General features: G+C 53.5%; 14 protein-coding genes and 1 pseudogene. 13 read left to right on the plus strand and 2 right to left on the minus strand.

Features of this window, described 5'->3' with window-relative positions:
- The first annotated feature begins 35 nt into the window (after window positions 1–35).
- The 4 genes from ACR0IP_RS14305 to ACR0IP_RS14320 are packed head-to-tail and all read left to right on the plus strand — an operon-like array spanning window position 36 to window position 3,150.
- Complete coding sequence (locus ACR0IP_RS14305; RefSeq protein WP_480526276.1) at window positions 36–833, plus strand: ABC transporter ATP-binding protein; 798 nt, start codon at window positions 36–38, stop codon at window positions 831–833.
- A 38-nt stretch (window positions 834–871) separates the two neighbouring features.
- Window positions 872–1,636, plus strand: coding sequence for a transporter substrate-binding domain-containing protein (locus ACR0IP_RS14310; RefSeq protein WP_480526278.1), 765 nt, complete (start codon window positions 872–874; stop codon window positions 1,634–1,636).
- A 9-nt stretch (window positions 1,637–1,645) separates the two neighbouring features.
- Entirely contained in the window at window positions 1,646–2,392 is a 747-nt protein-coding gene (locus tag ACR0IP_RS14315; RefSeq protein WP_170552217.1) for an ABC transporter permease subunit, read from the plus strand.
- A complete protein-coding gene (locus ACR0IP_RS14320; RefSeq protein WP_170660777.1) occupies window positions 2,389–3,150 on the plus strand; it encodes an ABC transporter permease in 762 nt (253 codons plus the stop codon). The genes ACR0IP_RS14315 and ACR0IP_RS14320 overlap by 4 nt, the downstream gene beginning before the upstream one ends.
- A gap of 351 nt (window positions 3,151–3,501) precedes the next feature.
- Here ACR0IP_RS14320 and ACR0IP_RS14325 read toward each other — a convergent pair.
- Together ACR0IP_RS14325 and ACR0IP_RS14330 are read right to left on the minus strand one after the other, a co-directional pair.
- A pseudogene (locus ACR0IP_RS14325) lies at window positions 3,502–4,131 on the minus strand (IS6 family transposase).
- 786 nt (window positions 4,132–4,917) lie between these two features.
- Complete coding sequence (locus tag ACR0IP_RS14330) at window positions 4,918–6,180, minus strand: replication initiation protein (RefSeq protein WP_480526280.1); 1,263 nt, start codon at window positions 6,178–6,180, stop codon at window positions 4,918–4,920.
- 581 nt (window positions 6,181–6,761) lie between these two features.
- Here ACR0IP_RS14330 and ACR0IP_RS14335 point away from each other — a divergent pair.
- The 9 genes from ACR0IP_RS14335 to ACR0IP_RS14375 all read left to right on the plus strand — a co-directional run bounded on the left by ACR0IP_RS14335 (window position 6,762) and on the right by ACR0IP_RS14375 (window position 18,466).
- Window positions 6,762–8,147: an AAA family ATPase gene (locus ACR0IP_RS14335; protein WP_170380699.1), complete on the plus strand. Its 1,386-nt coding sequence runs from the start codon at window positions 6,762–6,764 to the stop codon at window positions 8,145–8,147.
- Entirely contained in the window at window positions 8,140–9,207 is a 1,068-nt protein-coding gene (locus ACR0IP_RS14340; protein WP_480526282.1) for a ParB/RepB/Spo0J family partition protein, read from the plus strand. The genes ACR0IP_RS14335 and ACR0IP_RS14340 overlap by 8 nt, the downstream gene beginning before the upstream one ends.
- Window positions 9,208–9,543: 336 nt before the next feature.
- Entirely contained in the window at window positions 9,544–9,723 is a 180-nt protein-coding gene (locus ACR0IP_RS14345) for a hypothetical protein (RefSeq protein WP_480526284.1), read from the plus strand.
- Window positions 9,724–10,018: 295 nt separating this feature from the next.
- Entirely contained in the window at window positions 10,019–11,029 is a 1,011-nt protein-coding gene (galE, locus tag ACR0IP_RS14350; protein WP_480526285.1) for a UDP-glucose 4-epimerase GalE, read from the plus strand.
- A gap of 832 nt (window positions 11,030–11,861) precedes the next feature.
- The gene (locus ACR0IP_RS14355; protein WP_480526287.1) at window positions 11,862–13,331 is read left to right on the plus strand and encodes a tyrosinase family protein; all 1,470 of its coding nucleotides are present in this window, start codon (window positions 11,862–11,864) and stop codon (window positions 13,329–13,331) included.
- 15 nt (window positions 13,332–13,346) lie between these two features.
- A complete protein-coding gene (locus ACR0IP_RS14360; RefSeq protein ID WP_480526289.1) occupies window positions 13,347–13,748 on the plus strand; it encodes a hypothetical protein in 402 nt (133 codons plus the stop codon).
- Window positions 13,749–13,911: 163 nt separating this feature from the next.
- Window positions 13,912–15,141, plus strand: a complete 1,230-nt coding sequence (locus ACR0IP_RS14365) for a matrixin family metalloprotease (protein WP_480526291.1) — start codon at window positions 13,912–13,914, stop codon at window positions 15,139–15,141.
- An 11-nt stretch (window positions 15,142–15,152) separates the two neighbouring features.
- Complete coding sequence (locus ACR0IP_RS14370; protein ID WP_480526293.1) at window positions 15,153–17,309, plus strand: S8 family peptidase; 2,157 nt, start codon at window positions 15,153–15,155, stop codon at window positions 17,307–17,309.
- A complete protein-coding gene (locus tag ACR0IP_RS14375; RefSeq protein WP_480526295.1) occupies window positions 17,306–18,466 on the plus strand; it encodes a trypsin-like serine peptidase in 1,161 nt (386 codons plus the stop codon). Before ACR0IP_RS14370 ends, ACR0IP_RS14375 begins: the two co-directional genes overlap by 4 nt.

Below are 18,466 nucleotides of genomic sequence, written 5' to 3' on the forward strand. Positions count from 1 at the left end.
GCTTACTGCAATCAGAAAGTTGGGGTCAAAGAAAAATGGACACAGCCGCCGCTGACGCAGTCGCTGAACGACCGGATACGCGCCGAGAGGCGATCCGCGTTGAAGACTTGCATAAGTCTTTTGGAAATCTCGAGGTGCTAAAAGGCGTAGACCTCACTGCACATCAGGGCGATGTCGTAGCGATCATTGGTGGCTCGGGGTCTGGCAAGTCGACCATGCTGCGATGCATCAATTTCCTTGAAACGCCGACCTCCGGCAAAATCATAATCGGAGGCGAGGAAGTTGCCATGCGGGCGGATGGCAGCCCGGCCAGCCAGAAGCAGATAGAGCGCATCCGGACAAAGCTGGCGATGGTGTTCCAACAGTTCAACCTGTGGACCCACCGAACTCTGCTGGAGAATGTGATTGAGGTTCCGGTACATGTGTTGAAGGTGCCCAAACCCGAGGCGATCGAACGCGCCCGCGAATTGTTGGTCAGGGTTGGCCTGGGCGGTAAAGAGGACACCTTCCCAGCATATCTATCCGGGGGCCAACAGCAGAGGGCCGCTATTGCTCGGGCATTGGCGGTTGATCCTTCCGCCATGCTCTTTGACGAGCCAACATCCGCACTGGATCCGGAACTCGTGGGCGAAGTGCTGACGGTGATCCGTGATCTGGCTGCTGAAGGGCGAACCATGTTATTGGTCACTCATGAGATGAAGTTCGCGCGCGAAGTGGCGAACCATGTCGTCTACCTCTACCAAGGGCGCATTGAAGAGCAGGGACCACCTGCAGAGCTCTTTGGAAATCCACAATCAGAACGACTGAAGCAATTCCTCAGATCAGTCGGATAGTATCAAAGCATCAAATAAAACCAACCGGGAGACTCCTAATGAAATTGAAAGCACTTCTGACTGCAGCAGCAGCCGCAGCCGTTCTATCTGCAGGCGCGGCCGCAGCTGAACAAGTTAAGATCGGTATCGCCGCCGAACCCTATCCCCCATTTGCGTCACCCGACAGCTCGGGAAATTGGGTCGGATGGGAGATCGAGGTGATCAATGCCGTATGCGCCGCAGCCGAGCTTGACTGTGTAATCACCCCTGTCGCCTGGGACGGTATCATTCCGTCGCTGACCGGCCAGCAGATCGATGCGATCATGGCGTCGATGTCGATCACCGAAGAGCGTCTGAAAACCATCGACTTCAGTGATGCGTATTACAACACACCCGCAGTGATCGTGGCCGACAAGTCGATGGATATCGAGCCCACAGCAGAATCCCTTGCTGGCAAGATCATCGGGATCCAAGCCTCGACCATTCACCAAGCCTATGCTCAGGAATACTTCAAGGATTCAGAGCTGAAAGTCTATCAGACTCAGGATGAGGCCAACCAAGACCTTTTCGCGGGTCGCATCGATGCTACTCAGGCCGACAGCATCGCTATGGCGGATTTTGTGAATTCGGACAATGGTAGCTGTTGCGAAATCAAAGGCGCTGTCGCGGATGATCCGGCAATCTTGGGCCGTGGCGTCGGTGCCGGTGTGCGCAAGGGCGATACCGAACTTCTTGAGGCGCTCAACAAAGGGATCGCTGCGATCCTGGCCGATGGGACCCACGAGAAAATCACCTCGGGTTATTTCACCACCAGCATCTACTAAGGCGTAGCTGTGACCGGACTGTTAGAGACACTGGGCCTTGGCACCAGCATGGAGTTGCTGTCGCTGTCTAGTTGGGGTGGCAACCTGTTACGCGGGCTTGCCAATTCCCTGCAAATCGCCTTCGGCGCATTTGGAATGGGGCTGGTTATCGGGCTGTTCGGGGCCTACGGAAAACTCTACGGTGGGAAGGTCACGCGTGACCTTCTTGCCATCTACACAACGGTGATCCGGGCAGTACCTGAATTGGTCCTGATCCTGATCCTGTATTATGTCGGCAGTGATATCATCAACAAGATCTCTGAAGCGGTCGGAGGCGGCCGGGTTGAGATCAACGGTGTCGCCGCCGGTATTTGGGTGCTGGGCGTTGTACAAGGGGCCTATGCCACCGAGGTTCTGAGAGGTGCGATAAAGGCGGTGCCCGTCGGGCAGATCGAGGCGGCGAAGTCCTATGGAATGCCCGCTTTCATGATCATGCGTCGGGTGACCATACCGGCAATGATGGGATTTGCGGTGCCCGGGCTGGCCAATCTGTGGCTTATCGCCACCAAAGACACGGCCTTGCTTGCTGTCGTCGGGTTCAGTGAGTTGACGCTGGAAACACGCCAAGCGGCTAGCAGTACCCGTGCTTATTTCACCTTCTTTTTGGCTGCAGGTTTCTTGTACCTTATGGTGACCCTTTTCTCAGGGGTCGTTTTTGCCCGCATCGAGAAATGGGCGCGGCGTGGTCAACCTTCGTTGAAGGGTGGCTCGGCATGATCACTGTAAAAGCTCTTATGCAACCGCACCGTATCGTCATGATGTTGCTGTTTGCAGCATTGGTGATCTGGTGTGCGTTCTCGTTGCGTTGGGATTGGATTCCAAAATATGCCCCTTTGGCGTTGCAAGGTCTCTGGACCACAATCTGGCTCTTGGTGGTCACAACCGTATTAGGCTTTCTAATGGCTGTGCCTCTAGGATTGGCGCAGGCAGTGGGTCCGTGGTACTTGGCTACGCCCGCCCGGGTTTTCTGCACGATTATTCGAGGCACACCGCTGTTGTTGCAGATCTGGTTGCTATACTACGGGCTTGGTTCGCTATTTCCGCAGTTTCCCTGGATACGATCGTCTGAGCTTTGGCCCTACCTGCGTCAGGCTTGGCCCTACGCCGTCCTAGCGCTGACACTGTCCTTTGCAGGATATGAGGGCGAGGTCATGCGAGGCGCGTTTTCCGGCGTGGCAAAAGGCCAGCTGGAGGCAGCAAAGTCTTTCGGGATGCCACGTTTCACGATGTTCCGCCGGATCTGGCTACCCCAAGCCGTACGCAATGTTCTGCCTACCTTAGGCGGAGAAACCATCTTGCAGCTCAAAGCAACTCCACTCGTAGCAACGATCACGGTGGTCGAGATATATGCGGTTTCGTCCCGGGTTCGAGCAGACACATTTGTGGTCTACGAGCCGCTGTTGTTGTTGGCATTGGTTTACATGGCCATCGCCGGGTTAATTGCCTTGGCCTTCCGACGATTTGAGGGAGTTTGAGGCTTTGGTGGCAATGCTCAAGTATGGTCGATAGGTACATTTGCTCAGAGCATTCAAGCTCGGCTTTCTCGGCCCCAGCTATCTATCCCCAAGAGTCTGGGCCTTCGCCTTTTGGCCACGGTCTTCACGCTGTTGCCACGCTCGGGGTTCAACTCCGCGTTCGAAGCTTGCGATGGCTGTATTGTTGCTCGGATCGCGGGCGTTGTACTGGCGCAGCAGTTAAGTTTCTGTCCTGAAAGTCTCCTTGGTTTTGCTGCACAGATCTGAGCCGGTTGATTGGTTTCAGCAATCGTTTGTGAATCAGGTGGCGAACTCAGCGAACTGCCGCAATGGGCAGAGTCCGGGCGTGATTTAACCCTTGCCGATCATATGCGCCACTTCTAATCCATCGAGCGTTGCCGCTGCTTGAGAAAAGGCTTTGAACCCCAGTATAGGCTGCGAGCGTCTCTTGATGAATCGGTGACCCTTTTCCTCGTTAGTGTTCGAGTATTTCCGCCTCACGATCTCAATTGGGATCGGACAGCCAAAGCCTTTGAGCAATTTGTTGATTGCCTTGATGCCGGTGGTGTTGGCGCCGCTCTTGTCGATCACAATCTCCCTCGGCAATACATTGATATCCCACATTCTGGCGAAGAACTTGATGGCGGCTGGTTTGTTGCGACGCAGTGAAAGCATGAATTCAAGGGTCTTGCCCTGCTTGTCGACAGCTCGATAGAGGTAAACCCACGCGCCTTTAACTTAGGTGTATGTTTCGTCCATTCTTCACGAACGAATACATGGCCCTTTGCGGCGACGTGCTGCCTCAGCGATTGCACCAGAATACCGTGTTGGCCATCGGTTTAGAGAGGTGTGGTCCACTGAAACACGGCACTCAGCTATGATTTCTTCCAGATCCTGGTAAGAGACACTAAATCGGACATAGAAAAATACCGCGAACAGGATCACAGCCTCGGGACGTTGCGTGCCTTCGAAGGAAATCATGAACTGACTTTCAACTGACTATACCGAAAGTCGTTCACCCGCAGCATCTGACGTCGTAAACAGCCAAGAGTTTGCGAAAGATTCAACAGAACCCAATTGCACTCAACAAAAACTATGCAACAGAACCTTCAAATGCCCAAAAATAAAATGGAAAGCAACTTTATGGTACTTTTTTACTCTTTTTGCGCATTGCAGCAGAGTCCCTGATATTGCCATTTTTTGTGAATTTGCCCCGTTTGGTTTTAGTATGTGGTGAACCTTCAGTCCCAACTGGTCGAAAGCCAACTCATGGCCTCCTTCGAAGGTGCGCGGGTCACTCTCTACAGAGCTATGGACAAACACGACGATACGCTGGGTTTCATGCATTCAGAGCGTCGAAACAAACCTACCCTCAAGAACTCGTCGCTCAATTGATTGAACGCAGTGATCTTGCGCGACAGTTTGTGTCGGTATGAGCGGAGCGAACACAGCAAGTATCAAAGCCAAAGAAAATATGCTGATTGGCTTAGGCGGCCCAATCCCAAACAAGAGGGTGACGGGGAAACATCTGAGTGAGGTCGTGGGAAAGAACCATCGTTCCAACAAAAGACACACTCGACAGAATTTGTGGTTGGAGACATTCACTTCAGTGACAACAACACCAGACGAAAGCAAGGTGGTACTCATGATCTGCAAAGTTGAATTCACGCCCAGATACTTTCACTTCCGCTAGTTTGCAGTACTGAAGGCATCAGCCGCGAGTTCGGTGGCAGCTTTTCTTTCAGTCAGGAACATCACGTCAGCGCGTCAAACAGCGAACGCTTCTGGCTCCAGGTCTTCCCAAAACTCGAAGATCGCCGTGGCGTTCAAGCCCGAGCGCCAGCCATGAGATCGAAAATGCTCTCGGTCGAGATCATTGTCCAAACCCGCTAAGAACAACCGCTTGTCTGCATCTCGCTGTGTAGGGTTTCGCCGCGAAACCAGGTCTTCTACGATGGCAAGCTTGCGTGCCCTTGCCTGCCTTTCGGCTGTTCGGGCAGCATATGCCTTTTCTTCTGAGGCTTTTTCCGCAACCCGTTTACGCGCTGCCTCGATGGCTTCTGGACTAGGCTCGGGTGTTGGAATGTCCTTCGGATCTTCGTAGTCATCCCGCAGAGCAGCCGACAAGTATCCGACAGTCGATTTTACACCGCCCTGCCCTTTTACGTAATCGAGCTTCTTCTGGACATAGTCTTCGCCGTGCTCCGCGATCCATTGCCGCGCTAAGCGATCTGACACACCCTGCTTCCTCAGAGTTTTGTACACGGCGAGATTGCGCACCCCATCACTATCGTCGATCTCGAACATCGCTTTTTGCGGATTACCTTTGATTAGAAAACGAATGTCAGTGACGGTTCTACCCTTCTTTTGAAACTCGGGCTCGATCAAAATATCCGAGCTTTTGTTCACCTCCGTGACTGCTGGTTTGATGATCTTTGCGTTGAGGTGTTTGAAACTGGCGTAATAATCACTGCCATCAACACCCATGAGCTTTCGGAACACGTCCAGGGACCACCAACCAGTCGACCCTGTCCGCACAAATCGGTAGCAGTTTTCATACAAAGCAAGCCCATGCCCGGAACTGAAATTTCGCTGAATCTGCACGTTGATCAGCGCATAGATCTTCGGATCGTACAGTTTTTGCGCCAGCGCGGGTGAGTATGAATACTCGCAAACTCCCCCCTTCAGTTTGGCAAAACTCAGCAGGGATGAGACGCCCCATTCCTGGCGCCCCTGCTCATCCAGCATGTCCCATTCCGCGACTGTTTCCGCCAATGCCCGCAGGCTGGCACGCAGAGTGTCAAAGTCGTTTGAATTGTACCCGACCATCATAGCAAGCGTCCGCGCATCAATCGTGTGGGTCTGCGCGGTCGTCAGTGCATCATAGGCGTTCATCAACAAAACATTCGAAAGCTTTCTCTGCAGCAGAGAAAGTTTGCCGCTGATATGTATCGCTGCGACATTCTTCTTAACAGTCTCTCGACGCAATGCGCCCGAAAGCTGATCCATGTTCAATTGTGTATCCGGCATGATTCTGCCCGGCTGCTCATTTTGCAAAAACCCTGACACAAAAGGTACCTTTGCTTCAATAGTTTTTGGGTACCCAAACACGGGATGAAGGCAATCCCGTATTCAGGTACCTTAAGAATCACGCACGCAAGTTATCCACAGAAATTGAATCAATCCGAGTCCGATCCCGACTTCGCCCCCGGTCCTCAGCGAGAAATCACTTCGAAATAGTGTCTGTTTTTCGTGGATTTTCAGTATCCCGAGAATCAGTCCCCTACTTCCTGATCTTGGGCGCCTGGTGTCCTGTAAACGGATACCCATGATCCCGTAAAATGGTTCTTTTGGAACCGTATTTGGATACTCAAGTATATCTATTACATTGTTTTTATTAAGTTCTTCCACAGTAAAGATTCTAAAACATCTAAAGAAATAAAACGTTTTTTGTGCTGATTTCCATTCATTATGTTTAGTTTCGCCACGAAACCGCCTCTTGCTGTAATCGACTGTGGAAAAAACACCGGAAGAGGATAGTCATCTCTAACAATGTTCGCTACATTTCCCAATATACGTCGCAAAGACGAACATTTTCTAAGGCATCGACAGTGAGTAAAACAAACCAACCTCCCCTGCCCCCATATCTGAACCTCGATCCGGAAATCGCAGCGACGAAGTTGCCCAATCCTATCGGTACATCTCGATTCGCAAAAGCAGCGGCTTTCTGTGCAAAAGGACGCGAGGACCTTGCCCGTAGAGGATATGCGCCGGATGGCGAAAAGCGACTGCGCCGATTTTCAATCTGGGAAATAACAAAATATCTGATTCCGGTTGCACCGGCTCATCTGCGACGTGTTTTAAAAGCGAACCCAGATTTGCCACAAGGCGAAGGTGAGGCGGGCTCTAAGTGGTTCACCCTTGAAGATGTACTAACGCTGCGTAAGCACTTTGCGGCGGAAGGTGTAAGCACCAAAGAATACCTGCCCTACCGACCCGAAGGCCTGCCAGCCAAGGTCGTGGCCGTAGCCAATTTCAAGGGAGGTGTTGGCAAAACGTCCACTGCCGCGCATCTGGCGATGTCCGCAGCCTTGGATGGGTATAAGGTGTTGGTTATCGACCTGGATAGCCAAGGTTCGATGACGTCCATACTCGGAGGCCAGGTTGCTGATGAGTGGCAAACTGTCTTCCCTCTGGTCGCTAAAGACTATGCGCGCGCGGTGCAGGAGGAAAATCGCGTCCGATCGGCTGCGGCGCAACCCGAAATTCCTCTGGATGAAACCCTGCAGGAGGCTTTGAAAACCACACCTCAGGACGTGATTCAAAAAACGCACTGGCCCAATATCGACCTGATCGGCGCGCAGCTGAACCTATATTGGGCCGAGTTCCAGATCCCCGTCTGGCGTATGGGCCTGAGAAGCTGGCCTTTGTGGGACGGCTTGACCAACTTCCTTCAGGATGAAGGCGTTTTGAATGACTATGACGTTGTCTTCCTCGATACGCCTCCTGCTCTTGGGTACCTAACGATCAATGCGTTGGCTGCGGCCGACATTTTGTTGGTGCCGCTGGGGGCCTCGTTCCTTGAATTCGATTCCACCGGTCGTTTCTTTGATATGCTCTATACGACATTCGCCAGTATCGAAGATGGTGAGAACGCAGCGCAACGTGCGGCGGGTTTACCCGAACTGAAGTTCGAATGGGATGTAGTACGCGCGATCATCACGCGGTTTGACGCGAGCCAGCAGACCGATATGGCCAACGTCATTCAGGCGTATTTCGGGGATTTCATGAATGCCTACAGGCAGGACTATACGGCGCTGGTCGGGCAGGCGGGTGAGCAAGTGAACGGCATTTACGAAGCGGATTATCGCGACTTCAACCGAGAGACATATGTGCGCGGACGTGAGACTTTCGACAGAACCTATGCCGAATTCAAAGAAGTTCTGATCGGATGCTGGTGGCGCGATGCGCAGATGGGAGGACAGGCAGATGGCTAAACGTAGAAGACTGATTGCACCAGATACAGAGGCTCTTGAACAGCTCGAGGCCGGTTTCGCGGCGAAACCCTCGGTCAGCCCGTTTGAGACCAAATCCGCCCCGCCACCCATCGCGCAAGTCGCGGCCGAGGCAGCATCGCTTGGGGGAATGGCTGCGGTCACGGACCGTGTTGCGCTGGCTCAGGATCAGGGCGATGCCGCGCGTTGGCGCGACGCGCAAGAGGCCGGGTTGGTGGCTCAGATGCTGCCACTTGACCAGATCGACGCCGATTTCATCCGACGTGACCGCATGGTCGAAGATGAAGAAGCCATGGCAGAGCTCTTGGAATCCCTTCGCGTCAATGGGCTGAGAACACCGATCGAAGTCACTCCCGAAGGGGATGGCTTCGGTCTGATTTCCGGATTTCGGCGACTTGAAGCGTTCCGAAGGTTAGCCGGCACGGATCCTCGTTTCGCCGAAATCCCAGCTTTTGTTCGCAACGCGGGGACGGGGCAGGGCGCCTATGTCTCCATGGTCGAAGAGAACGAGCTTCGCGCCAATCTCACACCATATGAGAGAGGACGCATAGCCGTTCTGGCGGCAGGGCAGGGGGTTTTCCCGTCGACTGAAGCGGCTGTTGATGTGCTGTTCGCCGCTGCGTCAAAAGCAAAGCGTTCAAAGGTCCGAAGCTTTGCAATGGTCCATGAAAGCCTGGGCGATCTTCTTCAGCACCCTGTCGCCTTGTCAGAGAAGGCGGGCCTAAAGCTGGCATCGGCCATTCGAAGCGGGGCGCAAGCGGTACTTCGCGACGCTTTGGCAGGAGTAGGTCCACTGGATGCTAAGGCCGAATGGGGTATCCTTGAAAAAGCAATGAGTGACTCGTCGGATGCGTCTCAGAGCAAAAGCCGAGGTGGTCGCCCGACAGAAGTTCTACGCCTCCCAAAGAGACCATTGAAAGGTGGAGGAGAGGTTTTGGCAGAAGTCGCATCCGGTGAATTGCGGCTAAAAATCAAGGGGCGTGAACTGGCGCTGGCGGATGCGGAAGCCTTGGTGAACCAACTTTGTGAGCAATTTGAATAGGCAATAGTTGAGGTGCAGGAGGCTGGTAGAGAGGAGGGCAGAGAAGCAAATTTATAGAAGTGTGCAAAATATCAAAATAATGAGCACTGCATTCTGGATGGCTATTTTGCGTTGGGTAGCCAGGCACTCTTGCAAACCTTTGCCTGTTGACGGTTCTGCCGCAAATTTCTCTCAGAAATGTGTGAATGGAATTGGCCAGGCAATTGTCCCGCCAGCTGGAGAAACTACTGAATCGAAAGGTTCGAACCCCAGAAAGGGCCTGATCCGACGCCTCCCGCGCACGGGTCTGGGGGTGGGTTCGACAATCCGGCCATTACCAAGGAAAACGCTGATGACGTGGTAACATGGGCTTCGGGCAGCAACATTGTCATCAATGATTTCGACCCGACCAGCGACCCGATTTTCATCGTCTGGATTGGTGCTGACGCGCTTGAGATCACTGAGGCGAGTGGTTCAGTGGTTTTCACAGTTCCCTCCAAAAACCGGACCATCATACTAAGCGGCGTTTCTCTGTAGATGCTGGTCGGGGTGGACATCAACGCGCTGGATGCCACCGCGCGGGATAAGCTGGCCAGTTTGATCAACAGCAACTCGGGCGGTCACGATGTACCAGAAACCCTTTCTTATCAAATCGACCTAAACTGTCTCAGTGGCTCTGACGTCAAACAATAAACCTCTAGTGCGATGACAATGGACATGTCGTCCGCTCCCAACTCAAACCAATTTGTGGCGGATACAAAAACGTTAGTGTATGGACGTTTGGGGCTCAGGAACCGCTCTGGCAAGACAAAGCGACAAGGAAGCAGGTAGAATGCGTGTACTTTTGACTGGCGGCGCTGGGTATATCGGAAGCCATACTATGTTAAAGCTGCTGCAAGATGGCAGAAATGCCGTAATGGCATTAGATAACTTCTCCAACAGCTCTCCTGAAGCGTTGCGCCGAGTTCAAAAACTTAGCAACTCGAACTTTGAGACCCATGTCGGTGACTATCGCGAGCCCAATGTGCTTGACTCGGTCTTTGACTCATTTCGCCCCGATGCGGTCATTCACTTTGCAGGGCTGAAGGCGGTTGGTGAATCCAACGAGAAACCACTCCTCTACTACGACCAGAATGTTTCCGGCAGCATCGGCCTTCTTGATTGCATGCAGCGTTTCGGTTGCAAAAAAATTGTCTTCTCATCCTCAGCTACTGTTTATGGCGAGGCACAGTACCTCCCCTATGATGAAGATCATCCACTAAACCCCACCAACCCATATGGTCGTACAAAGTACTTTATTGAGGAAATCATACGCGACTGGGTTGCTTCACAATCAGACGCGAGCGCTGTTCTATTGCGTTACTTTAATCCGGTTGGAGCGGATGAGTCTGGCGAAATCGGGGAAGATCCGCGCACCATTCCCAACAATCTCCTGCCCTACATCTCTCAGGTTGCTGTTGGCCGCCTCAAGGAACTCAGCATTTTTGGCAACGACTATGAAACGCGGGATGGCACGGGCGAACGTGATTACATCCATATCGATGATCTGGCGGTAGCCCATATCCAGGCAGTTAAGTTTGCTCTCGATAACCGAGGATGTGAAGCAATCAACGTCGGGACCGGAAAAGGCGTTACGGTTCTTGAAATGGTGAAAGCGTTCGAAGAAGCATCAAACAGAGAAATCCCCTTCAAAATCAAAGGAAAACGCGAAGGTGACGTGGCGCGCAGTTTTGCCAAAGTAACCAAAGCACAAAAATTGCTGGGATGGAGGGCTGAGAAAGATCTAGTCGACGTTTGTAGAACAGCTTGGAACTGGCAAATGAAGAACCCATCAGGTTATTGAGCGATGATCCGGACGAGCGTGTCGCACAAATCGTTTCCGGCGCGTGGCTGGTCCTTCAAATGGACTCCAGCGCGCTGAGATGCCTTTCAATTTCAATGCGTCGCGGCGGGATTGGTTTGCAAAAGCAAAGCCCCGTGTGACGAACTGGGCGGAATACAACGAGGCGCTTCGCCTGCGTTGTGATTTTAGCGGTCTGTTTTGACGAGGATGCGGTGTCTGGATGGTGCGTCATTCTCGGTCCCGTGTATCTGAATGTAGCAGTTAGACCTTAGATCGAATTCAGCGAAATTTATCGAAAACAACAGGGCAGTTTCGTCGCCAACAACCTCATATTGCTCAACGGCGCCTTTATCCTGTGCCTCACCTTCGGTTAAAAATCGCCTGCCTGGGCTTGAGCGCGTAGCCTTGGCAGCACTCTCGCAAAGTCGCAGTCCCCTTAACGAATAGCTGCATATCGGCCTTCCATTTCACACAATGACGTAAGCTGGCTCGGGCCACTGCCCAACTAACCCGACAAACCGTGCAACGAGAAAACCTTGGCCAGGTAACTGGTGCGTGTGGTATCATATCAATGAGTAACTGCCGGTTGCAGCCGATTGAGATTGATAGATCTTTGAGTTCGTCGGCGGCAAGAAACTAGTGGCCGCGTAAGTTACGCGGTTTTCACAAGTAAGATCGGGGCTGACCCGTTCCGTCCAGACAGTTGAATTGTTCAAATTCTATCTCGTCAGGCACCGCCTCAGTCGGCGATCTACCCAATGCTATTTCAGAGCCGAAGCGGCCGGATAAGACGCGAGGGAAGAATAGGGAATTTTCAACGAGGAGATTGACCATGAAGCGCAGAGTTTTTCTAGCACGCACCGCCGCCTATGGCGCGGTAGTTTTCTCGGGTACTTTGCCCGGCTTGCGGGCAGCGGCGCAGACCGGGACACCTTTACGGCGCAGCTTAGCCGATATGGATCTTGATGATCCGGACCTAGTTACCCTGCGCAGTTTCGTAACCATGATGAAGGACCCAACGCGCGACGGTCAAAATGTGAGTTGGGAAGGTTTTGCCAATATCCACGGAGATTTCACAGTGGGGTTCAACCTTTGTCCGCACGGGAACTGGTATTTCCTTCCCTGGCATCGCAGCTACATCCGCATGTACGAACAGGCCGCTCGGGCATTGACCGGAAACCCCGATTTCGCGATGCCTTATTGGGACTGGACCGCGAACCCCGGATTCCCGGCTGCCTTTGGTGACGCCGAATTTGATGGTCAGCCTAACCCGTTGTTCGTGGAAGGAAGGAATCTTGGCACCGGAGACGAGCTCGGCGAGGATATCACCGGACAAGACGTCATGGACACGATCTATGGAAGCCAGACCTTCGAGGAATTCGGTTCATCTCGCCCGGCCGGCCAGGTCGATACCTCGCCAATGTGGATCATGATGAATGGAACGCAGGGCGAGTTGGAGAGTAACCCACACAACAACGTGCATTGCATCGTTTTGGGGCCGTTCATGTGTTCTGGCGCTTCACCACAGGACCCGATATTCCAAATGCATCACTGCAATATTGACCGAATCTGGGATCAATGGAACGCAAACGGCAATGCCAACAGCAGCGATCAACTTTGGCTGGACATGCCGTTTACAGACAATTTCTTTGATCCTGACGGCAACAGCTATACCGATACGGTCAATGAACTGCTTGAGGTGGTTCCACTGGGCTATACCTACGGGTTGGAGCCGCCACCTGTTGTCAATCCCATCGATCCGGGGCGGTACCTCTATCTTGCCAACCTCTATGGTGCACCGGGATCGGCGACCGGACTGGTACAGCGCGAGGTGCAGGAGGTTGAAGCCACAATTGACCCCGGCCAATCTGCCAACGTTCAGCTTAGTGCTAATGCGCAACGGCTCAACGCCGCGATCGACCCGAATGCAAGCAACGCTCTGACAGCAACTGGCGCCCAAGAAAAGCGGGTCTACGCGTTTCTGCGAGGACTCCTGCCGACTAACGATGGCACACAATTGCGGGTCTTCGTGAACCTGCCAGAGGCCGGAGCCGATACGCAGGCCGTGGGCAACCCCAATTTCGTGACATCCGTTGGGTTCTTCGGGCCGACCAAGACCCATGATGGCATGGACATGAACAGATCGGTTGCCGTTGACCTGACAGGCGCACTACGCCGACTTGACGCCGAAGGAGCATTGTCCGGTGACAGTATTTCGGTGCAACTTGTTCCGGTGCCCCTGCAAGGCTCGGCCGAGGCGTCGGCTGTCTCGGTGCAAGAAGTGGAGCTTGCGATTGTCTGACCCTGAATGCGCCTGATGATTACTGTGATTGGATTGTTGCTTGCAGGAACCGCGCTTTGGCTCGCGCAAGGCGATAAAGCCGAGAAACTGCGGCTAGGGCCGGGTGACACGACCGAGATCTGTGTCCAAGCCCCGCCCGATCCATCGGCGCGGGCAGTTTTGGTTGTCGACATGTTTGATCCGCAAAGGTCTCAAAACGCAAATCTCTCGGTCGCCGCGCTAGAGAACCAAGTGCGCGCTCGAATAGGGTTCTTTCCCGCTACACCGTTCAACAGCCAGACGGGTGATGCGCCGCGGAGGTTTTTTCTGCCCCGTCAGGCTCCGGTTGAGGATCAGTATTGCTATGAAATCCGGTTTGATGCGGAAGACGGGACCGTATTGATTTCCGTGGAAACCTCCGGAGCATTGAGCAATTAACTTCCATTTCAACGCATCACAGAGCGTAGGGAGCCAGTAGTGGGGTTGAGGATTCATGGCAAAGGACGACTCAACCCAAGGTTTGTGATATACTGTAGAAAGAGGCCTGCACTATTATTATTCATCCAGGCAAGTCATCCTCTACTATTTGCGGAGGTTAAGTATGCGTGTATTTTTATATTCTGTTTTATCCTGCCTGATTGTTGGACCTGCCTATGCGCAAGCGGTTTCACCCGAAGAGGGTAGGGCCACCTCGGGTGAGTTGGCCGAAGAAGCGCGCCAGCAATTTGCAGGAATGAGTTTTGAAGAGTTCAAGGCCCAGATCCCGCATTTCGAGAATCTCAACTTGTGGGTCGTTAACGGCGATGTCCCGATCCGAGGGGAAAAGCGTCTGCGTGAATTTTTCGAAGCAAATGTTCTGGTCGTGCCACCAACAGGGGACCAAGTGCCAGAGCTTATCGTGGCGCAAGAAGGCGGGCTCGATCTGCTGTGGAGTAATGCGCAGAAACGGGCGCTGACCTACTGTGTTGATACAGGTTTCGGCCCCAACTATTCCGCGATGGTCGCGGAAATGGCAGGTGCTACAGCTGCTTGGGAAGCAGCGGCGGATATCGACTTCATTCACGTGGCTACCGAAGATAGTGCCTGTACGTCCTCGAACAACAATCTCCTGTTCGACGTGAGCCCGTTCGATTTCGGCGGTCAGTTTTTGGCCGTCGCCTTCTTCCCGAACGAGGTGAGGTCGGGACGCACGGTCGCAATGGATCCAAGCTCGTTTACGCTCGATCCCAACGGAGCACTGACACTACGAGGCATTCTGCGACACGAGCTTGGTCATGTGTTGGGCTTCCGGCACGAACATACCCGCCCCGATGCCGGAACTTGTTTCGAAGATCAGGACTGGCGCGAAGTTACAGACTACGACGCGCTGTCGGTTATGCATTACCCGCATTGCAACGGTCAGGGGGATTTCTCGCTGACGCTCACACATTCTGACATGAACGGGATTGCCTGCCTCTACGGACCGGCGCCTGGATTTGTCATCGACACCACGATTTGCACACCTGCCGTGCTCGGCGGGTCAGGTCAGCGCACGACGCTCACTGAGGGGCCGGTAAGGGTTGCGCGAGACGAAAGTGTCAGGTTTGGCCCATTTGACGTTGTGGGAGGGACACGCTTTGTCGTGCGCCAGTCGGGCGAAGGAGATCCCGATCTCTATCTTAAATTCGACGCGCTTGCGGCGCTCAGCGAGTTTGACTGTCGACCGTTCGCCGACGGGCCTGAAGAAGTTTGCGACGTTGATGTTCCGATGAATGCCAGCGTCGCATCCGTCATGGTGCATGGCTTTGCAGATGCCCGTTTCTCGCTGGACCTGAGTTTTGTTGCTCCTTGAGGAGGTAGAAAATGTTACGCGTTCTGATGATTGCTCTGGCCACTGCAGGAACGCCGGCACTAGCAGAAATCGTCACGGCTCGTCCTTTGGCAGAACTTGACTGGCGTTCGTCGCCAGGTGACGAAGTAAAAATAGCAGCCGAAATTTCGCTTCTTTATCAGACACTTTACAACACGGGCAACCTGGCCACACGTGAGGTTCCAAACCCCGAAGGGTTGTTTTTAGAACGTTTGATGCGGCAGGAAGGCGTGTTTTTTGGTGCATACTTCCCGCAAAATCTGGACAACGTGTTGTGCGATCTCAATACACATATCTGCAGCCGCGAACGCTATCCGGTCAGTGAAAAACAGCTACTCGACTTGTCAGCCCATGTAGGCGGTTTGGAAAGCTCGCCATCAAGATGGCGGTTCAGGGGGCATCCGGATTTGAAAGTGCGTATTCCGGACTATGACTTCTCATCCTACACCTTACTGACCAAAACCCAAGTGCCCTCGGACTGGGTGCTCAAGCAATATACACCAAGTCACATGGTGGATTGTTCGGCCTGGGAGACGGATTGCCAATCACTAGTCGAGCGATTGAATCCGCAACTCTATGGTAAAAAAACCCGATCAACATCACAGACAGTGGTCTTGCCGGTGGCAGGGCTTTCAGTTCAAGTTCCGTTGCGCCCAGAAGAGCAGTCGCAATACTATGATCTGCTCAGCAAAATGGGAGATGAGCAACCTAAGAATGAAACGGAATTCGCTGGTCCCAGTGCAAAACAGTCCGGGTTGACACTTGAAAGCCATGCGCCTGACATTTCACGCACGGATTTGGCGATCCAATCGCTAGAACGCAACATCGTCAGCATCGGCGGATCCAGCGATTTTGGTGTGCGAGATGAGCCGCTGTTTGATCAGCAGGTTGAACTCTTCCGTCTTATCCAGCATCCATTCGCCGAACAGGAGGAACTACCAGAAGAGTATCGCGGCAATGTCGGTATTCTGGTGCTGGATGCCGACGGCGCGGGGACTCACTGCGATCTGACATTGGACGCTCTGCCAGAGGGGGCCAACACTTGCGGCGAGATCGAGGCTGCCCCACATCCAATCCGAGATCACAGTTTGCATGTGGTAGGCCTGATTTCCGCGCCTATGAACCAGCGTGGAATCGTCGGTCTCAATCCAGAAGCCAATGTTATTTTTGGGTCGATTAACCGCGAGTTCACTTCGCCCGCGGATATCCTGAATGTCATCCAACAACTACAGAGCAACGCATTCCAGGGCGTGCGCATCGCCAATATGAGCTGGGGTTTTGACCGAGAAGTTGGCAGCAGTGACTTTCTGCGCGACCAAATCGCCACGCTGGACAGTACTATGCTTGTGGTGGCAGCGGCCGGGAATGAAAACAAAGATGTCAGCGAAGATTGCAGGATTTTTCCGGCTTGCATGCATCAGCTCGACAACGTTCTTACAGTTGTTGGGCTTGACCGCGATCCAAGCAACCCTTCGCTTTGGCAGCGGGATCAGACCAAAGGCTCAAATTACAACAGCGAGTTTCACATTGGTGCAATCGCCGACAACGTACTCAGCACCATTCCCGGCGACAGATTGGGCCGCATGTCCGGAACCTCCCAGGCTGCTCCTCAGGTAACGGCAGCCGCATCGCTTATTTTTTCGGCGGCTGAATTCCTTTACCCTGATCTGATTGAGCAAAAGCTTGCCCCCAAGATCGTCAAGGATCGGTTGATATACACCGCCGATCATTTCCTGGGCCTGCAGAGCAAGCTGAAGTCCGGTCGCCTGAACGTAAGTCGAGCTATCAACGTTGTGGACACTCAGATCGTTGTCGAGCAAGAAAACGGGCCAGTATCCTACAAGGGCAGCCTCAAGGCGATTCCCGTTGATCATATCCAATGCCTACAAGCCGGCGGCGATGTCACGAAATACGCCTGGGGTTCGATCCGACGAATGATCTATGTGCCCAACCGCGACAGGTACATCCTTTATGTAAACGACAATTATGTAGGCGATACTCTGGACAACAGGTATCAACCACTCCGGCGGGTCGACGGCTGCAACCTGAACACTCTGAGTCATCAAGGGAAAATCAAGCCGCGTGGTGGAGATGAGATCGATTTCCGTTTGGGAGACGTCGTGGACTACACTTCGGCACTGTTAGAGTGAAACTGGCTGCCCTCAGTCTGGTGCTAACCTGTGGCGCCGCAGTGGCGCAGGAACAGGCAATTGAACCACATGTGGATGGCCGCGTACTTGATCTGTCTGTAAATATCACCGGTGACGATTTTCGGGACAATGGTCCGATTTGGTGGCGCAGTGACTTTTCCAAAGTCGGTGCGAAATCGATACGGTTGTTTCTTCGCGTGGTCGAAGGCACAGAGTTGCCGGCGGTAATCGAAGTGGAAGGCGAGGACGGCGTCGGGCGGTCCTACGACATTGCCGATATCGGAACCAATGGGCGTTGGACCGGTATGTTCCCTGGCGGGCGGGTCGTCATCTCGTTGTTTTCGGACAAACGGCCTGACGGTCTGTCATTGATGATTGAGGAAATGGCGATCGAGACAGAAACAGGAACGCTTTATTCGATCTGGGGCGGTGAGGATGAAACCGCGCATATTAATGACGCGGCCGTGCCGCAATATATTCGCGACTTGGGCGCGCCGGTGGCCAAACTTTCCTTTTTCCTGGGTGGCAAACCACGCAGCTGTACCGGGACCCTTATCAACCGGGACCACCTTCTGACAAACCAGCACTGCGTGGCGGACGCCGCTACCTGCCGCAGCGCAATTGCGGTCTTCGGATACGAACGAACCGCTGATAACCGCCTTCGACTGGGTCAGCAATTCGACTGTGCCGAAGTGAAAGAAGTGCTGGTGAATTTTGAGCTCGACGCCAGCCTGATCCGGCTGGATGGAACTCCTGGCGACACGTTCGGCTTTTACAGCATCGATCCAGTGGCCACAGATGCGGCGATATCTGAGGAACTGGCGATCATCCAGCATCCCGGTGGCAACGAAAAGCAGATTTCCTTCATCAACTGCACTGTGATGGCGCTACCGGTTGATGGTCGGGCAAACGAAACGGATTTCAGCCATACATGCGATACCGCAGGCGGTTCATCCGGCTCGCCGGTGTTCAATGCGAACGGAGTATTGGTCGGCCTGCATCACTATGGGTTCAACGATGGTCAGATTGAGGAATGGACCGAAAACCGCGCCGTGCGGATGAACGGTATAACCGATTGGCTGCAGCAACAGGGCATAGTCCAAGCGCCTTCCGATGGCGCGACATCGGAAGGGACAAACTCAACACCTGTCGATTAG

Source organism: Ruegeria sp. AL11 (assembly GCF_056540865.1).

Excerpts from the sequence above, each read along its gene's own strand:
- ACR0IP_RS14305 (WP_480526276.1), top strand. The coding sequence starts at position 36 with ATGGACACAGCCGCCGCTGACGCAGTCGCTGAACGACCGGATACGCGC.
- ACR0IP_RS14310 (WP_480526278.1), top strand. The coding sequence starts at position 872 with ATGAAATTGAAAGCACTTCTGACTGCAGCAGCAGCCGCAGCCGTTCTA.
- ACR0IP_RS14320 (WP_170660777.1), top strand. The coding sequence starts at position 2,389 with ATGATCACTGTAAAAGCTCTTATGCAACCGCACCGTATCGTCATGATG.
- ACR0IP_RS14330 (WP_480526280.1), bottom strand. The coding sequence starts at position 6,180 with ATGCCGGATACACAATTGAACATGGATCAGCTTTCGGGCGCATTGCGT.
- ACR0IP_RS14340 (WP_480526282.1), top strand. The coding sequence starts at position 8,140 with ATGGCTAAACGTAGAAGACTGATTGCACCAGATACAGAGGCTCTTGAA.
- galE (WP_480526285.1), top strand. The coding sequence starts at position 10,019 with ATGCGTGTACTTTTGACTGGCGGCGCTGGGTATATCGGAAGCCATACT.
- ACR0IP_RS14355 (WP_480526287.1), top strand. The coding sequence starts at position 11,862 with ATGAAGCGCAGAGTTTTTCTAGCACGCACCGCCGCCTATGGCGCGGTA.
- ACR0IP_RS14360 (WP_480526289.1), top strand. The coding sequence starts at position 13,347 with ATGATTACTGTGATTGGATTGTTGCTTGCAGGAACCGCGCTTTGGCTC.
- ACR0IP_RS14365 (WP_480526291.1), top strand. The coding sequence starts at position 13,912 with ATGCGTGTATTTTTATATTCTGTTTTATCCTGCCTGATTGTTGGACCT.
- ACR0IP_RS14370 (WP_480526293.1), top strand. The coding sequence starts at position 15,153 with ATGTTACGCGTTCTGATGATTGCTCTGGCCACTGCAGGAACGCCGGCA.